This window comes from Specibacter sp. NPDC057265, from assembly GCF_042668835.1.
Taxonomy (GTDB): Bacteria; Actinomycetota; Actinomycetes; order Actinomycetales; family Micrococcaceae; genus Specibacter.
In genome coordinates this window covers 1-15,679 of the sequence record NZ_JBHUYE010000021.1, presented here as the reverse complement: position 1 = coordinate 15,679, position 15,679 = coordinate 1, and the positions used below count along the sequence as shown (strand labels likewise).

Below are 15,679 nucleotides of genomic sequence, written 5' to 3'. Positions count from 1 at the left end.
CAGGCATCCGCACTCCGGCCGGGGCCATCCACATCGCGGTCAGCGCCGGCGCCGCTCTACAGCAGCGGCAGCGACTGCTCCTTGACCTGCTTGCGGAGAATCTTTCCCAGCATGGACCGTGGCATGTCCTTGACTTCCAGGATGCGCACCGGCACCTTGTAGCCGGCGAGCTGTTCCTTGCCGAACTTCCGCAGCCCCGCCTCATCAAGGGTGGCGCCGGCTTCCAGCTGCACTGCCGCCACCACCATTTCCCCGCCGCGGTCCGCAGCCGTGCCAAAGACTGCCGCGTCCGCCACATCCGGATGCCTGCGCAGCACCGCCTCCACCTCCGAGGGTGAAACATTGAAGCCGCCGGTGATGATCAGCTCCTTGGCCCTGTCCACAATGGTGGTGAAGCCGTCGGCGTCGACAGTGACAATGTCACCGGTGCGCAGCCAGCCGTCGGCCGTGAGCGTGGCCGCCGTCTCCTGGGGGTTGTTCCAGTAGCCCTGAAAGATTTGCGGACCCTTAAGCAGCAGCTCCCCCGGCTGGCCCTGGGCCACCTCCCTGGCCGGGTCGCCGCCGTCGGCCACCTTCATGAGTGTGGAGGGGAAGGGCACACCGATGGTTCCAGTGCGCCGGCTTTGGTGGAAGGGGTTGCCCAGGGCCACGGGTGAGGATTCAGTCATGCCGTAGCCTTCCACCAGCAGGCCGCCGGAGACCGATTCCCATAGTTTGACCACGTGGTCAGGCAAATTCATGGCCCCGGAAATGCAGTACCTGCACGAGCGCAGGGACACACCCCTGGCCTTGGCCGCCCGGGCGGTGCGCTCGTAAATGGGCGGCACGGCGCAGTAGACGGTGGCCGGGGAATTTTTCATCGCCGCCAAAACCAGATCCACGTCGAACTTGGGGAACAGCACCAGCAATCCCTGTTTCTTGATGCCAAAGGTCAAATACAGTGTCATGCCAAAGGCGTGGAACATGGGAAGGACGGCGTAGAGGACCTCCTTGCGCAGTTGCGCACCATGCATCCAGGCCTCACCCTGGAGCGCATTGGCGTGCAGATTGAAGTGGCTGAGCATGGCACCTTTGGGCTGGCCGGTGGTCCCGGAAGTGTAGCCAATGACTGCCAGGTCGTTGACGCCTGGCCGGGGGTGGGCCGTGTCCAAGGGTCCGGTGGCGAGGAGTTTGGCCCAGGGCATGGCACCGGGGGCGGGTGCGCTGAGGGCTGCCCGGGCGGCCCGCAGCTTGGGCAGGGGCAGCTTCAGGGCCAGGTTTTTGGCCGCCGGAAGGCTTGTCAGCAGGTCCACGGCAATGATGGTCTCCACTGCCACGTCGGCGGGGAATTCCTGCAGGGCCGGGACGGTCTTGTTCCAGGCAATGGCTATGCGGGCCCCATGGTCTTGAAATTGGTGCCGCAGTTCCCGTGAGGTGTACAGCGGATTGTGCTCCACCACCACGGCCCCCAGACGCAGCACCGCATAGAAGGCCACCACATGTTCCGGGCAGTTGGGCAGGATCAGGGCCACCCGGTCCCCGGCCCGCACGCCAAGGCGGCGCAGGCCCTCGGCGGCACGCAGCACCTGTTCGCCCAGTTCCCGGTAGCTGGTGCGGCGGCCGAAAAACTCCAGGGCCGGATGGCCGCCGCCTTCGCGCACCGAACGCTCAAACATGGCAATCAGGGATTCGGTGGGCAGCTGGATTTCCGCCGGCACGCCCGGCTGGTAATTGTGGATCCATTCCGGCTGGACAGTTGGAGCCGGCTGCTCCTGCCGTGAGGTGGCGGGGGTGGGGCCGGGCTGGGATTCTTCGATGGGCATGGGTTCATTTTGCCGCCCGTGCACAGCGCTGTCGAATGCACCCGCAGGCAACGGGACACGGGCGGGCGCTGCCGCCGGTTCCGGTATTGTTACCGTAAAACGGCCCCCACAGGCGCCGGCGAAGGGTGCGGGCCGGCAGCAGCGGAGCACCCAGGGCAGACTGCAAGCAAGGGCGGGACATGAAAACAGCACGGGACACCGTAATAGGCTTGGACGGCGCACCGGGATCGGCTGCACGCAGGGATGGTTCCCCGGAGCCGGAGGACGTGCGCAAACCGCAGAACCCCAGTGATTTGCCCGCCGTCTCCTGGAAGTATGTGGCCCGGCGGGCGGCCGGAAAATTCACTGCCGACGGCAGCACCGACCTGGCAGCGGCCTTGACCTACTACAGCGTGCTGTCCCTGTTTCCCGCGGTCCTGGCCCTGGTGTCGATTGTGGGACTGGTGGGCCAGGCCGAGCAGACCACCGCCTTGATCCTGGATTTGGTCGGCAGGGCCGCCGGGGCCGACACGGTGGAAACCCTCCGCGGACCGCTGGAGCAGTTGACGCAGTCCCGGGCCGCCGGCTGGGCCTTGCTGCTGGGGCTGGGCACGGCGCTGTGGTCGGCCTCGGCCTACGTTGGTGCGTTCAGCCGTGCCATGAACAAGATTTACGGGGTGGATGAGGGCAGGCCGGTGTGGAAGCTGCGCCCTGCCCTGCTGTTGGTGACACTGTCGGCCGTGTTGATGGTGGCCACCATGGCCGTCCTGCTGGTGGTCTCAGGACCCATTGCCCAAGCCATAGGCGACGTTGTTGGACTCGGTGATGCCACCATCAAGGCCTGGAACATTGGCAAGTGGCCAGTGGTGGGACTGCTGGCGGTTGTGCTCATTGCCGTGCTCTACTACTTCACACCCAATGTCCGCCAACCCAAATTCCGGTGGATCAGCCTGGGGGCGGGCTTTGCTTTGCTGGCCATTGTCGTTTCCTCGGCGGCCTTTGGCCTGTACGTGGCGAACTTCTCCAAGTATGAGCAGACCTATGGCGCCATTGCCGGCATCATCGTGCTGCTGCTGTGGCTGTGGATTGTGAACTTGATGCTGTTGTTTGGCGCCGAAGTGGACGCGGAGTTGGAACGTGCCCGCGAGCTGCGCGCGGGCATCAAGGCCGAGGTGCAGTTGCAGCTTCCGCCCCGTGACAGCACCGCCAGCATCAAGCGCCTGGGCAAGGAGCAGCTCCTGGTGGCACAGGGCCGGCAGTTGCGCCGCCAGGGGCAGGAGGAGACGGCCCAGCCCCTGGGCCGGTCCGCCGAGGCCCACACCCTGTGGGTGGTGACCGGGCTGGGTGCGGCGGCGGCCATGGTGGCCGCAATCTCACGGCGGCGCCGGGAGAAGGCCGGGGACACCCGCTAGGGTCCCTGCCCTGCCCGGCGGCAGCTCCGCAGCGCCCTGTTGTTTTTCTCACAATGGTCCTTTTCCGGGCGCCTCCTAGCACATGCCACACGGCACCACCACCGGTGAACAATTGCTAAGGTGGTAAGTCGGCCCAGTCTCCAAAGGGACTGCTGCCACCTTATTCAACTTTCCTGCAAGGAGATCTGCGCCTCAATGACATCCGTTGCCACCGAATCACTGCGTGACCAGCTTTGGAACCGCCGCTACGACGAGAACATTGCTCCCGTCACCGAGTTGTGCGACGCTTTGGCCCAGGCCAAACCACAGCAGCAGGTGGCCTACGTTGATCCCGTGCACGACGTCGATGAATGCCGCATCATCAGCTTGTTCTCCAATGTGGGCGAAATTGACGACTCCGGCTTCATTACCGCCGGAGACGAGCAGGCCGCCACCCGGCTGCTCGGCATCCACTGGCAGCTGGGACTGCGTCCGAGCGTTTTCATGCCCTGGAACGTCCACCCCTGGTTTACCCCCGGTGAAGCGAACGGCCGCCTCAGCGCCCCCCAAATTGAGCAGGGGTTGCGTCCGCTGGTCAAGTTCGTCAACCTGGTCCCCCGTGCCTCGGCCATTGTGGCGCACGGCACCGAGGCGCACCGCTTGGCCGATCAGCTGCTGAAGGCCCAGGGCCCCATGCTGTACAAGCGCGGATTTGGCATTTACAAGGTCCGCTCCTTGTCCGGACGCAGCTTTGCCGGTTCCCCCGAGCGCCAGGAACAGTGGCTGTTGGAATCCGCCAAGGCCTACGCGGAGTCAATGACGCGCAACGGCATTCCGGTCAAGGGCCGCTAAGGCGGTCTCCACCGCCCTTTCCGGCCCGCAGCCCGCGCCCTTGCGCAGCGGCTGCGGGCCACTTTTTTTACAGGAACAACGACGCCGGCCCTGCCCTTGCGCCGCCCGCGGCGGTACGCTGGGCCCATGGATGCCGGCCCGGTGGTGAGCGCCGTTTCACCCGTGCCTGCACGGGCGGGGTCCGGCCGGATGGCAGTGCTGCTGGCGTTTGCCGCCGCCCTGTCCTTGAGTTCCTGCCAGGCACCGGCGCCTGGAGCCGAAGCCCCTGGCTCCCCGCCGGGCACGGTGCTGGCCAGCCATTTGCAGGCGCCGTGGTCCATGGTGCCGCTGGCCGATGGCACCCTCCTTGTGAGCGAACGCGGCTCCGCCCGCCTGGTGGCCGTGGCGCCGGACGGGCGGAGCCGGACGGTGGGCCAGGTGGACGGCGTCGTGCCCCAGGGTGAGGGCGGCCTGTTGGGCCTGGCCGTGGGCCCGGACCCATGCGCGGGCGCCGAAACGGCAGCTCCAGAGTCCGCATGCCAGCTGATCTATGCCTACTTCACGGCGGCGGAGGGCAACACCATAGTGCGCATGGAACTTTCCGGCACCGGGGAAAACATGGTGCTCGGTGCCGCCACGGTGCTTGTGGCCGGGATCCCCAAGGCCGGCACCCACAACGGCGGCCGGATCGCCTTTGGCCCGGACGGCATGCTGTACGCCACCACCGGGGATGCCGGACACCGTGAGGCAGCCCAGGATCCGGATTCCCTGGCCGGGAAGATCCTGCGCCTGCGCGCCGACGGCACCATACCTGGGGACAATCCCTTCCCCGGCAGCCCGGTGTGGACCCTGGGCCACCGCAATCCCCAAGGGATTGCGTGGGACGGGCAGGGCCGCATGTGGGCGTCGGAATTCGGCCAAAACACCTGGGATGAACTGAACCGCATCCAGCGCGGCGGAAACTACGGCTGGCCGGTGGTGGAGGGCAAGGGTGCGGACCGGCGTTTCCAGGACCCGGTGCTGCAGTGGACCACCGGGGAAGCCAGTCCCAGCGGCATAGCCATTGACGGCACCACGCTGTACATGGCCGCACTGCGCGGAGAAAAACTGTGGCGCATTTCCCTCTCCGGTGAACCGCAGGCGCAGGTGCTGGTGGACCGTGCGTTGGGACGCCTGCGTGATGTGGCCGTGGTGTCCGGCGGCCGCGTGCTGGTGTTGACCAACAACACCGACGGCCGGGGCACGCCGGCCGCCGGTGACGACAAAATAGTGCAGCTCCAACGCTGACGGCACCGGGATGGGGCATAATCGCAGCATGAGCAGCGATGAGAACCCCGGCGTCAACATGAGCGCGGCGGAAGCGTGGAAGTTTCTTGAACACACCCACCTGGCCCGCCTGGCACTGAGCGTGGCGAATGTGCCCGATATTTTCCCGATCAACTATCTGGCGCATGAGGGGAAGCTGCTCATGCGCACCAACCCCGGCACCAAACTTGCCGAATTGACCATCAACGACTCCGTCGCCCTGGAAATTGACGGGGTGGCCGAATCGGAGGCGTGGAGCGTGGTGGTCCAGGGCACCGCCCGCGTCCTTGAATCCCAACGTGAAATTGACCGGGCCAGTGAGCTGCCCCTGACACCCTGGCTGCAGACCCGCAAGTACACCTTTGTGGAAATCATCCCGCGCAGCATCCGCGGCATCCGGTTCCCCCTGGGCACCGAACCCGAAAGGTACTAATGGTCCACCCGCCGGGGCCGGAAGCGGGAAAATGCGCCGCGGCCACGGTTGATCCGGCCCCCGCCCTTGACCCGGGCGCGGTTTGAGCCTGCAATGGAGTATGGCCGCGTTCGCCGCACCCCGGTGGCAGCTGCCACCGGGGCCTGCCGGACCGCGTTTGAAAAAAGGGGGTAGCGCAATGCTGATGCTGTTACTGGCCGCCGCCGTCATGGCCACCTCCGCGGCCACCGTCTGGCTGGCCGGCACGCACGGCGGACGGCAAGGCGATCCCGATGCCCCTTTCTGGTACGCCTTCACAGGATTTTGCGCACTGGCCCCAATGATCCTGGGACCTGCGCCGAACAACAGGGCGCTGTCGGTGGCCTTGCTGCTCCTGGCGGCTGCCACGGCTCTGGTGGTGCACCTGGCCGTGCGGCGGCGGCGCGTGCGGGCTCTTGCCGCGGCCGCACATGCCCGCCACATGGCCGAGACGGCCGACATTGGGCAAAGGCATGGCGCATTGCTGGCGCGCTGGAGCCGCTATGAACTGGACCCGGCCGCCGCCATTGATTTCCCCGGCATGAGCGATGTCCGGGTTCCGGAAACCTCAGCCTTGATCCGGGCGGTGCAGGCAGCGGCCCGGCTGGAGGGGTCCGTGCGCGGGTTGGGGGCGTCCCCCACGGCCGGCGTCGTCGACGAGTACCGCCGGGCCGTGGGCAATCTGGCCCTGGCCCTGGAGACGGCCGAACAGGCTGCGTTTGCACAACGCCGGCTGTAGCGGCCCCGGACCAGGGCTGCACCGGTCCCGGGCCGCTACTGCACCACGAGCACGGGCACCGGAGACTGCTGCACCACTGCGGTGCTGACCGAACCCAACAGCAGTCCCCTGATCCCTCCGTGGCCGCGCCTGCCCACAATAAGCATCCGGGCGCCCTGGGCGCTGTGCGCCAGTGCCCGGGCCGCCTGCCCCTGAACGAGGCGGGCAGACACCGTGGCGGGCACTGCCTCGCCGAAGGCCTGGAACAGCGCATCCTGGAGGATCCTGCGGGCGCCATCTTCAAAGCCGTCAATGCCCATGGCCGCATAGTTGGCCTGCTGGGCAGGGGCTTCCCACACCGCCACGGCCTCCACGACGCCGCCAAGTTCGGCGGCAAATTTAGCGCCTTCCCGCAGGGCGTTGATGGACGCTGCGGAGCCATCCACTCCGACAACAATGCGAACCGTGGATGTAGTTTCAGACACTGGGTGCTCCTTTGACCGGTGGGGACTTCCAGGGGCTCATTCTTCCGCACAAAACCGCCACGTGGGAATCTGCACGCGCTAAGCTCGGAGCATGGCCAAATTCTTCGATATCCACCCAGCCGATCCACAGACCCGCGCCGTCAGCCAGGTCGTGGCCATCCTGAGATCCGGCGGCCTCATTGCCTACCCCACCGACTCCTGTTATGCCTTGGGCGCCCAGCTGGGCAACAGGGAGGCCTTGGACCGGATCCGTGCCATCCGCAATCTCGACAGCAAGCACCATTTCACCCTGGTGTGCAGCGAATTTGCGCAGCTGGGGCAGTTCGTGAACATGGACAATGACGTCTTCCGCAGCATCAAGGCCGTCACTCCCGGCCCCTACACCTTCATCCTGCCCGCCACCAAGGAAGTTCCCAAGCGGCTGGCGCATCCCAAGAAGAAGACAGTGGGTGTGCGCATCCCCAACAGCCGCCTCATCCACGACATCCTGGCAGAACTTGGCGAACCCATGCTCTCCAGCACGCTGCTGCTCCCCGGGGAGGAGGAACCGCTGACGCAGGGCTGGGAAATCAAGGAGGCCCTGGACCACGTGGTCGACGCCGTCATCGACTCAGGTGAGGTGGGGGCCGAGCCCACCACCGTGGTGGACTTCTCCAGCGGGGATGCCGAAGTGGTGCGCCGCGGCATGGGGGATCCGTCCCGCTTTGAATGAGCCGGCCGTGGCGGCTTTCGCAGCCTGGCCTGCCTTGCCGCCAACGCTGGCACTTGTCCATGGATGTGGTTAGCGTGGAAGCTGCCCGGCACCGTGGGGCGCAGCCCACACTCGAAGGGTTGCCGGCAGGAACGTAGATGAAGGAGCAACAATGGCCGCGAAGGAAACCGCACGCTACACAGTGCCCGGACTGACACTTCAAAACGGGCAGCAGACGGCAGCTTTGCTGCAGCCGCGCCTGCACGCGCTCAATGACCTCCAACTCACGCTCAAGCACGCCCACTGGAATGTGGTGGGGAGGGACTTCATTGCCGTCCATGAAATGCTCGATCCACAAATTGAGCTGGTCCGGGCCATGGTGGATGAGACCGCTGAACGCATGGCCACGCTGGGACTCTCCCCCAACGGCCTGCCCGGAGCACTCGCCGCCAGCCGCAGCTGGGACGACTACTCCCTTGGCCGCGCGCATACTTCGGCGCACCTGGCGGCGCTGGATGTGGTGTACCGGGGATTTCTGCAAAGCCATCGTGCCACCCTGAGCCAGGTGGCGGAGCTGGACCCCGTCACCGAAAACATGCTCCTTGGCCAGTGCGGCCAACTGGAGTTGTTCCAATGGTTCCTGCGCGCCCATCTGGCCGGCGAGACAGGGGAACTTTCCACTGCCGGAACCACCACCGAACGCTCCGCTGCAAAGAGCGCCCGGTGACCGGCGGCCTGCAGCACGCCACAGCACCGGCCCGCACCGCCATTGTCACCGGAGCCGACAGCGGCATTGGCAAGGCCACGGCCTTGGCCCTGGCGCGGGACGGCCACGACGTCGGCTTCACCTGGCATGACAGTGCCGAAGGCGCCGCGGACACGGCTGCGCAGATCGAGTCCCTGGGGCGCCGCGCGCACAGGCTCTGGCTGGACACCACGGATCTGCCCAGCTGCGCACCGGCCATTGGGCAGTTGGCCGCTTCGCTGGGGTCCCTGGACGTGTTTGTGAACAATGTGGGCGTGGGCCTGATGGCGTCGGTGGTGGAGACCACATACGAAGATTGGCAGCGGATCCTTGACACCAATCTCAATGGCGCGTTCCTATGCCTGCAGACGGCCGCCCGGCTGCTTCAGGCCGGCGGCAGGGGCGGGCGCATGGTGGTGGTCACCAGCATCCACGCCCACCAGCCCCGGGTGGGCTATGGGGCTTATTGTGCCTCCAAGTTCGGCTTGGATGGCCTGGTGAAAACGCTGGCCCTGGAACTCTCCGGCGACGCCATCACTGTCAACGCCGTGGCTCCGGGCGAAATTGCCACCCACCTGCCGCCGGAGGAAACCCGGCATCCACACCAGATCCCGCGCCCCGGCCTTCCCCTGGGCCACCCCGGCACCGCTGCGGAGATCGCCGACGTCATAGCCTTCCTGGCCTCCCCCTCGGCCAGCTACGTCACCGGCGCCAGCTGGGAGGTCGACGGCGGCATGGCCCAGATGGGTGCCCAGGCCAGCTCGCATTTGACGTCCAACCGCTGGCGCGAGGCCCGGCGTTAGGGCTGCGCAAGGCCCGCGTCGAAGCCGGGGATCAGGGGTGCCCGGCAGCGTCGGGGCCCCGGACCGCCGGGGCGGCCCAGGGGGCCCGGGCGCCCCCACTGCCGCTAAGCTCGGGGGGTGACTGAAAAGAAAAGCCGGACAGTTCTTTACACCCTGGCGGCCGACACCGTGCTGGTGGCGGCCTTTGCGCTCGCAGGGCGTGACACCCATGGCGGGTCCCTCACCGCCGCAGGGCTCTGGGAGACGGCGTGGCCGTTCCTGGGCGCCCTGGCAGCCGCCTGGCTGCTGTGCCGTGCCTGGCGTTCACCCCTGCGGTTGTGGCCCACTGGGGTGTGCCTGTGGCTGATCACGGTCTCCGGCGGCATGGTTTTGCGCCTCGTGTCCAACCACACCGCCGCGTGGCCCTTTGTGATTGTGGCATTTTTGGTCCTGGGCCTTTTCCTGCTGGGACATCGGCTTGTTGCCGCACGCATCGCCCGGGGCAAACGCCCCGAACCCAGCCCGGCAGCTAGGCTACGATCAAAGTGATGCAATCCCCCCCCCCCCCCCCCGGGCACAACAAACACAAGGAAGCAACGCCAGTGATCACTGCTTTTGTTCTCATTAAGACCGACGCCACCCGCATTCCGGAATCCGCCCAGGAAATCTCCGAGCTGGATGGGATCAGCGAGGTCTACTCGGTGACGGGCGAATGGGACCTCATTGCCATTGCCCGCGTGGCCAAGCATGAAGATTTGGCCGATGTCATTGCCGACAAGCTCTCCAAGGTCCAATCAGTGGTCTCCACCACAACCCAGATTTCCTTCCGCGCCTACTCCCAGCACGATCTGGACGCCGCCTTTGCCCTGGGCTTCGACCACTGACTAGCTGGCGCCCAGTTCAACCCAGTTCTTCAGGACATTGCCTGCGGCACCGCCATCAATGGCAGCCTCCGCCCGCGCATAGGCAAAACCGAGCCGCTCCAGCAGGCTGCCGGAGGCGGAAGGGTCATAGGCCACCAGCCCCGCCGCCGCGTTGAGCAGCACCGCGTCCCTGATGGCAGAACGCTCCCCGTCAAGGATGCGCCGCACCACCTCGGCGTTGTACTGCGCATTTTTGCCCCGCAGATCCTCAATGGAAGCCCGTGCAATGCCCAGATCCAAGGGGTCAAAAACGCTTTCAGTGACCAAATTGTCCCGGACCTCCCAAATCGCGGAAGGGCCTGTGGTGGTTAGTTCGTCCAGTCCGTCGCTGCCACGGAACACCAGCGCCCTGATGTTCCGCGCCGCCAGCACCCCCGCCATCAGCGGTGCCATGCGCGCGTCGGCCACCCCAATGGCCGAGGCCACCACCCGTGCCGGGTTGGTCAGCGGACCCAGAAAATTAAAGGCCGTGGGCACGCCAATCTCCTTGCGCGCAATGGCTGCGTAGCGCATGGACGGGTGGAAGAAGTTGGCAAAGCAAAAGGTGATGCCCACTTCCGAGGCCGCCCGCGCGACGGTCTCCAGCGGCAGGTCCAGCCGGACACCGAGCTTCTCCAGCACATCCGCCGAACCCGCCGCGGAGGACGACGCCCGGTTGCCGTGCTTGACCACCGTGGCGCCTGCCCCGGCACACACCAGCGCTGCCATGGTGGAAATGTTCACGGTGTTGAGCCTGTCGCCGCCCGTACCCACAATGTCCAGCGCGTCGCCGGCAATGTGCAGGGGCCGGGCGTTGTCCAGCATGGCCTCCACCAGACCCGTGACCTCGGCCACCGTCTCACCCTTGGCACGCAGGGCCACCAGGAAACCGGCGATCTGCACATCGGTGGCATTGCCGGACATGATCGTGTTCATGGCCCACTCCGTGGCTTCCTGACCGAGGTCCTCCCCTGAAATCAGGGCTGCGATCAAGTTGGGCCAGGTAAATGCGCCGGGGGCGTCATGGAGAGGTTTCACGATCCCGAGTTTAGACGAACCGGATCCCCCTGAAGTCATTGTGACCATTGACACACCGGCGCCCTTGTGCAGGTCTATCTGGGTTAAAGCTGTGAAACCGCCGGAATTTCGCAAGTTTGTAGAAAAAGATCCTGGATTTGGAGTTTTGCATTGGGAACTCAGCCGTTTTATAGACATAATGACTATGTGACAACTGCGACCCATGCCCCCAGTACCCCGGCGCATCCGACGCTGAATCGGCCGAACATGGTTTCTGTAGGAACCGTCGTTTGGCTGTCCAGCGAGCTGATGTTCTTTGCCGGCCTTTTTGCCATGTACTTCACCCTTCGTTCCACCACTGGTGGAATGTGGGCGGAAGAAACGGCCAAGCTGAACTTCCCGTTCGCCCTGGTCAACACCCTCATCCTGGTTTCTAGCTCCTTTAGCTGCCAAATGGGTGTGTTCACTGCGGAGAACCTTCGGCCGCGCCGCACAGGACGCCTCCTTCAGTTCTCCAAGTGGGGAATGACTGAGTGGTTCCTGCTGACCTTCGTCCTCGGATCCATCTTCGTGGCCGGCCAGACGGCCGAATACGCCATGCTGACCTCCGAGCACGTGACCTTGAATTCCAACCCCTATGGATCCGCCTTCTACATGACAACGGGTTTCCACGGCCTGCACGTCCTGGGTGGACTCATTGCATTCCTGCTCATCATTGGACGCGCGTACGCCGCCAAGAAGTTTGGACACTTTGAAGCGACCAGCGCGATCGTGACCTCGTACTACTGGCACTTCGTGGATGTTGTGTGGATTGGCCTGTTCTTGGTCATCTACGTGCTGAAATAGGCTGACCACCAGCCCGCTTCATACAAGGTACGAATTAGCTTTTGCGGTCCCCAACAGGGGCTGCCGAATACAGATCAAAGGAACCACCAAGTGAAGGCACTCTCGCAGAAGCGACGTCATCCGCTGGCTGCACTAGCGCTGCTAGTGCTGGGGCTCATGCTGACAGGCGGGCTATACGCCGTTGTCACAAACGTCAGTGAAGCCAAGGCGGACACCACCACCTTTACGGCGCAGCAGGTGGAGGAGGGCGAGAAGTTGTTCGTCGCCAACTGCGCCACTTGCCACGGCATTGGCGCCAGCGGAACAGACGCCGGCCCCTCCCTTGCCGGCGTAGGTGCCGCGGCCGTCGACTTCCAGGTCGGCACCGGCCGCATGCCCATGCAGATGCAGGGACCCCAGGCACAGGCGAAGCCGCAGCAGTTCAATGCCGAGCAGACCCGGGAAATGGCAGCCTATGTCGCCACCCTCGGTGACGGCCCGGCACTGCCGGCAGAGGAATACCTTGACGGCGGCGGCGATGCTGCTGCCGGCGGCGAGCTCTTCCGCGTCAACTGCGCCATGTGCCACAATGCCGCCGCTGCCGGCGGCGCGCTGACACGCGGCAAGTACGCTCCGTCACTGGAAGGCGTGGCGAACAACCACATCTACGGTGCCATGGTCACCGGCCCGCAGAACATGCCGGTGTTCAATGATGCAAACATCACCCCCGAAGGCAAGCGCGACATCATCACCTTCCTGAACACCATTGAGGAGCAGGGCGCCCCGGGTGGTGCCAAGCTCGGCTCGCTGGGACCCGTATCTGAAGGCTTGTTCCTCTGGACGGCAGTTCTCGGAGTGATCGTTGGATTCACCATCTGGTTGACCTCCCGCACGTCCTAGGCACTACGCAGCCCAAGATTTGGCCGCTCAAGCGGCCGCAGAAACATACATTACGACCCCGGGAAGTCACCGGGATAAGAGAAGGATTGAGGGGATTATGGGCAACCATAGTGACGGCTCACCGACAAGCTCGGACGCCGTAGCTAAGGCTGGTCTCAATGAGGTGGACAAGTTCCAAGACCCGGGACTTCCTCCACATCGTCTGCGACTGGCTGACACCGACCCCAAGGCGGCCAAGCGGGCCGAACGCCAGGTGGCTTGGCTATTTATCATTTCCATTGTGGGCACGGTGCTGTTCTTCGTGGGGTACTTTGGCGTACGTCTCGATGACACCATTGCCACCCTCCGCCTGCAGAACATCTTCCTAGGCACCGGCGTGGCCTTCGCCATGTTGGGAATTGGTACCGGCATTGTGCACTGGGCACGTGCCCTCATGCCCGATCACGAAGTCTCCGAGGAGCGCCACGCCATCCGTTCCGAAGAGGACCGCGTGGCTGCCGTAAAGATCATCGATGACATTGTCGATGAAACAGGCATCAAGCGCCGCCCGCTGATCCGCAACACCCTCATTGGTGCCGTGGCACTGGCACCGCTTCCCGCGGTCGCCATCTTCCGTGACCTGGGCCCGCTGCCCGGCAACGCCCTCCGCCACACCATGTGGAAGGAAGGCGAGCGTCTGGCCCGCGATCCCGACGGGACGCCCATCAAGGCCTCGGATGTCACCATCGGCTCCGCCTTCCATGTGATTCCCGAATCACTGAATGACCTTGAAGAAGGAAAACTCAACGAAAAGGCCAAGGCAGTTGTACTGCTGATGCGCCTGAATCCCGAGGACCTCAACCCCTCCGAGGGCCGCGAAGACTGGGGTTACAACGGCATCGTTGCCTACTCCAAGATTTGCACCCACGTAGGCTGCCCCGTGGCACTCTACGAACAGCAGACACACCACCTGCTGTGCCCCTGTCACCAGTCGACCTTTGACCTCACGCAGGAATGCAAGGTCATCTTCGGTCCTGCCGTGCGTCCCCTGCCGCAGCTGCCGATCACCGTCGACGCCGAAGGTTACCTGGTTGCGCAAAGCGACTTCCTGGAACCTGTCGGACCGAGCTTTTGGGAGCGTGGCTAAACCATGTCAACTGCAGCGCAAGCGCCGTACACGCCCAAGACCTCCACTGGCCGCATCACCAACTTTGTTGATGAGCGTGTTGGCGGATCCGGAATCCTGCGTGAATTCGGCCGTAAGGTCTTCCCCGACCACTGGTCCTTTATGTTTGGCGAGGTGGCACTGTACTCCTTCGTCATCCTGCTTCTCTCCGGCACCTTCCTGACGTTCTTCTTTGACCCGTCCATGGCGGAGACCCACTACCACGGCCCCTACGTCCCGCTCAACGGCGTGGAAATGTCAGTGGCTTACGACTCCACTTTGAAACTGTCCTTTGAGGTTCGTGGCGGTCTTTTCATGCGCCAGGTCCACCACTGGTCAGCCTTGTTGTTTGTCGCCTCCGTGGCAGTGCACATGTTGCGCGTCTTCTTTACCGGCGCCTTCCGCAAGCCCCGTGAACTGAACTGGGTGGTGGGCAGCGTCCTGCTGATCCTCTCCCTCGCAGCAGGCTTCACCGGCTACTCACTCCCTGATGATCTGCTCTCCGGCAACGGCCTGCGCATCATTGACGGCGTGGTCAAGTCAGTTCCCATTGTGGGCACGTACATCTCCTTCTTCCTCTTTGGCGGCGAGTTCCCGGGCACGGCCATCATTGGCCGCCTGTACATGCTCCACATCATGCTGGTGCCGGCCATGATCCTGTTGATGATTGCCATCCACCTGTTCATGGTCGTGGTTCACAAGCACACGCAGTACCCCGGTCCGGGACGCAACGACCGCAACGTGGTTGGCTACCCCCTCGGACCTGTATACGCCGCGAAGGCCGGTGGATTCTTCTTCATCGTCTTCGGTGTCATTGCAGCAATCTCCGCGTTCTTCCAGATCAACCCGGTCTGGAACTACGGTCCGTATGACCCCTCACCGGTCTCTGCCGGCACCCAGCCTGACTGGTACATCGGCTTTGTGGATGGCGCCCTGCGCCTGATGCCCGGCTGGTGGTTCAACCTTCCCATGGAGTGGGTCATCCCCATGCCTTGGGGTGACAACACGCTGTCCTTCAATGTGCTGGGTCCGGCGCTCTTGCCGGCAGGTCTGCTCTTTGCAGTCATGTTCGCCTACCCGTGGATTGAGCGTTGGGTGACCCGCGACAACCGCGAACACCACGTGCTGGACCGACCGCGCAACGCCCCCACACGCACCGCCATTGGTGTTGCCGGCCTGATCTTCTACTGCGTCATGTGGGCAGCTGCAAGCTCCGACTTGATTGCCACGCACTTCGAAGTCTCACTCAATGACGTCACCTACTGGCTCCGGGCGTTGATCTTCTTCGGACCCATCCTGGGCTTCATTGTCTCCAAGCGGGTGTCCCTGGCCCTGCAGCGCAAGGACCGTGAAATTGCCCTGCACGGCCGTGAGACGGGACGCATTGTGCGCCTGCCCCACGGCGAGTTCCAGGAAATCCACGCCCAGCTCGATGACTACAAGCGTTACGCGCTGGTTGGCTTCGAGTCGCCCGTGGCCGAGGAAGGCATTCCGAACGAACTTGGCATTGTCACCCGGAAGGAGCGCCTGCGCTCCAAGCTCAGTGGCTTCTTCTTTGAGGACCGGGTTGCCCCGGCAAAGCCGTCCGAATTGGCGGCCGGCCATCACCACGAAGAGCTCACGGCGGCGGATGAAAACAAGGCTGTGACGCACTAGCTTTGCAGTAGTTCACACAGCACCATGACAAGAGGCGGCTCCCGGTTCCGGGAGC

General features: G+C 64.4%; 17 protein-coding genes. 14 read left to right on the top strand and 3 right to left on the bottom strand.

Going from position 1 to position 15,679, the window contains the following annotated elements:
- Window positions 1-56: 56 nt before the first annotated feature.
- Window positions 57-1,802 (bottom strand): long-chain-fatty-acid--CoA ligase, encoded by a 1,746-nt coding sequence (locus ACFUCV_RS12805; protein WP_380816280.1) that lies wholly within the window; start codon window positions 1,800-1,802, stop codon window positions 57-59.
- 179 nt (window positions 1,803-1,981) lie between these two features.
- On the opposite strand from ACFUCV_RS12805, the gene ACFUCV_RS12800 reads away from it, so the two are divergent.
- From ACFUCV_RS12800 to ACFUCV_RS12780, 5 genes are all read left to right on the top strand, one after another.
- A complete protein-coding gene (locus tag ACFUCV_RS12800; RefSeq protein ID WP_380816278.1) occupies window positions 1,982-3,193 on the top strand; it encodes a YihY/virulence factor BrkB family protein in 1,212 nt (403 codons plus the stop codon).
- Between the two features lie 195 nt (window positions 3,194-3,388).
- Entirely contained in the window at window positions 3,389-4,024 is a 636-nt protein-coding gene (locus ACFUCV_RS12795) for a uracil-DNA glycosylase (RefSeq protein WP_380816276.1), read from the top strand.
- 126 nt (window positions 4,025-4,150) lie between these two features.
- Complete coding sequence (locus tag ACFUCV_RS12790) at window positions 4,151-5,290, top strand: PQQ-dependent sugar dehydrogenase (protein ID WP_380816275.1); 1,140 nt, start codon at window positions 4,151-4,153, stop codon at window positions 5,288-5,290.
- 28 nt (window positions 5,291-5,318) lie between these two features.
- Window positions 5,319-5,741 (top strand): pyridoxamine 5'-phosphate oxidase family protein, encoded by a 423-nt coding sequence (locus ACFUCV_RS12785; protein WP_380816273.1) that lies wholly within the window; start codon window positions 5,319-5,321, stop codon window positions 5,739-5,741.
- A gap of 178 nt (window positions 5,742-5,919) precedes the next feature.
- On the top strand, window positions 5,920-6,498 hold the full coding sequence (locus ACFUCV_RS12780) for a hypothetical protein (RefSeq protein WP_380816271.1): 579 nt from the start codon (window positions 5,920-5,922) through the stop codon (window positions 6,496-6,498).
- 35 nt (window positions 6,499-6,533) lie between these two features.
- Here the strand turns inward: ACFUCV_RS12780 and ACFUCV_RS12775 are convergent, their stop codons facing one another.
- Window positions 6,534-6,962, bottom strand: coding sequence for a universal stress protein (locus ACFUCV_RS12775; RefSeq protein WP_380816269.1), 429 nt, complete (start codon window positions 6,960-6,962; stop codon window positions 6,534-6,536).
- Between the two features lie 91 nt (window positions 6,963-7,053).
- On the opposite strand from ACFUCV_RS12775, the gene ACFUCV_RS12770 reads away from it, so the two are divergent.
- From ACFUCV_RS12770 to ACFUCV_RS12750, 5 genes are all read left to right on the top strand, one after another.
- Window positions 7,054-7,674 carry an L-threonylcarbamoyladenylate synthase gene (locus ACFUCV_RS12770; protein WP_380816267.1) on the top strand — a complete coding sequence of 207 codons (621 nt, stop codon included), beginning with the start codon at window positions 7,054-7,056 and terminating at the stop codon, window positions 7,672-7,674.
- 151 nt (window positions 7,675-7,825) lie between these two features.
- Window positions 7,826-8,380 carry a Dps family protein gene (locus ACFUCV_RS12765; protein ID WP_380816266.1) on the top strand — a complete coding sequence of 185 codons (555 nt, stop codon included), beginning with the start codon at window positions 7,826-7,828 and terminating at the stop codon, window positions 8,378-8,380.
- Window positions 8,377-9,201 (top strand): SDR family oxidoreductase, encoded by an 825-nt coding sequence (locus tag ACFUCV_RS12760; protein ID WP_380816264.1) that lies wholly within the window; start codon window positions 8,377-8,379, stop codon window positions 9,199-9,201. Before ACFUCV_RS12765 ends, ACFUCV_RS12760 begins: the two co-directional genes overlap by 4 nt.
- 117 nt (window positions 9,202-9,318) lie before the next feature.
- Window positions 9,319-9,729: a DUF3054 domain-containing protein gene (locus tag ACFUCV_RS12755; protein WP_380816262.1), complete on the top strand. Its 411-nt coding sequence runs from the start codon at window positions 9,319-9,321 to the stop codon at window positions 9,727-9,729.
- A gap of 53 nt (window positions 9,730-9,782) precedes the next feature.
- Window positions 9,783-10,064: an Lrp/AsnC family transcriptional regulator gene (locus tag ACFUCV_RS12750; protein ID WP_380816260.1), complete on the top strand. Its 282-nt coding sequence runs from the start codon at window positions 9,783-9,785 to the stop codon at window positions 10,062-10,064.
- On the opposite strand, the gene trpD is transcribed toward ACFUCV_RS12750, so the two are convergent.
- Entirely contained in the window at window positions 10,065-11,123 is a 1,059-nt protein-coding gene (gene trpD / locus ACFUCV_RS12745; RefSeq protein ID WP_380816339.1) for an anthranilate phosphoribosyltransferase, read from the bottom strand.
- A 243-nt stretch (window positions 11,124-11,366) separates the two neighbouring features.
- Here trpD and ACFUCV_RS12740 point away from each other — a divergent pair, with 243 nt between their 5' ends.
- The 4 genes from ACFUCV_RS12740 to ACFUCV_RS12725 all read left to right on the top strand — a co-directional run bounded on the left by ACFUCV_RS12740 (window position 11,367) and on the right by ACFUCV_RS12725 (window position 15,624).
- Window positions 11,367-11,945, top strand: a complete 579-nt coding sequence (locus ACFUCV_RS12740; protein WP_380816257.1) for a heme-copper oxidase subunit III — start codon at window positions 11,367-11,369, stop codon at window positions 11,943-11,945.
- Window positions 11,946-12,035: 90 nt separating this feature from the next.
- Entirely contained in the window at window positions 12,036-12,824 is a 789-nt protein-coding gene (locus ACFUCV_RS12735; RefSeq protein ID WP_380816255.1) for a cytochrome c, read from the top strand.
- Window positions 12,825-12,921: 97 nt separating this feature from the next.
- Window positions 12,922-13,950 carry a Rieske 2Fe-2S domain-containing protein gene (locus ACFUCV_RS12730; RefSeq protein ID WP_380816253.1) on the top strand — a complete coding sequence of 343 codons (1,029 nt, stop codon included), beginning with the start codon at window positions 12,922-12,924 and terminating at the stop codon, window positions 13,948-13,950.
- Between the two features lie 3 nt (window positions 13,951-13,953).
- Entirely contained in the window at window positions 13,954-15,624 is a 1,671-nt protein-coding gene (locus ACFUCV_RS12725) for a cytochrome bc complex cytochrome b subunit (RefSeq protein WP_380816252.1), read from the top strand.
- Window positions 15,625-15,679: the final 55 nt, after the last annotated feature.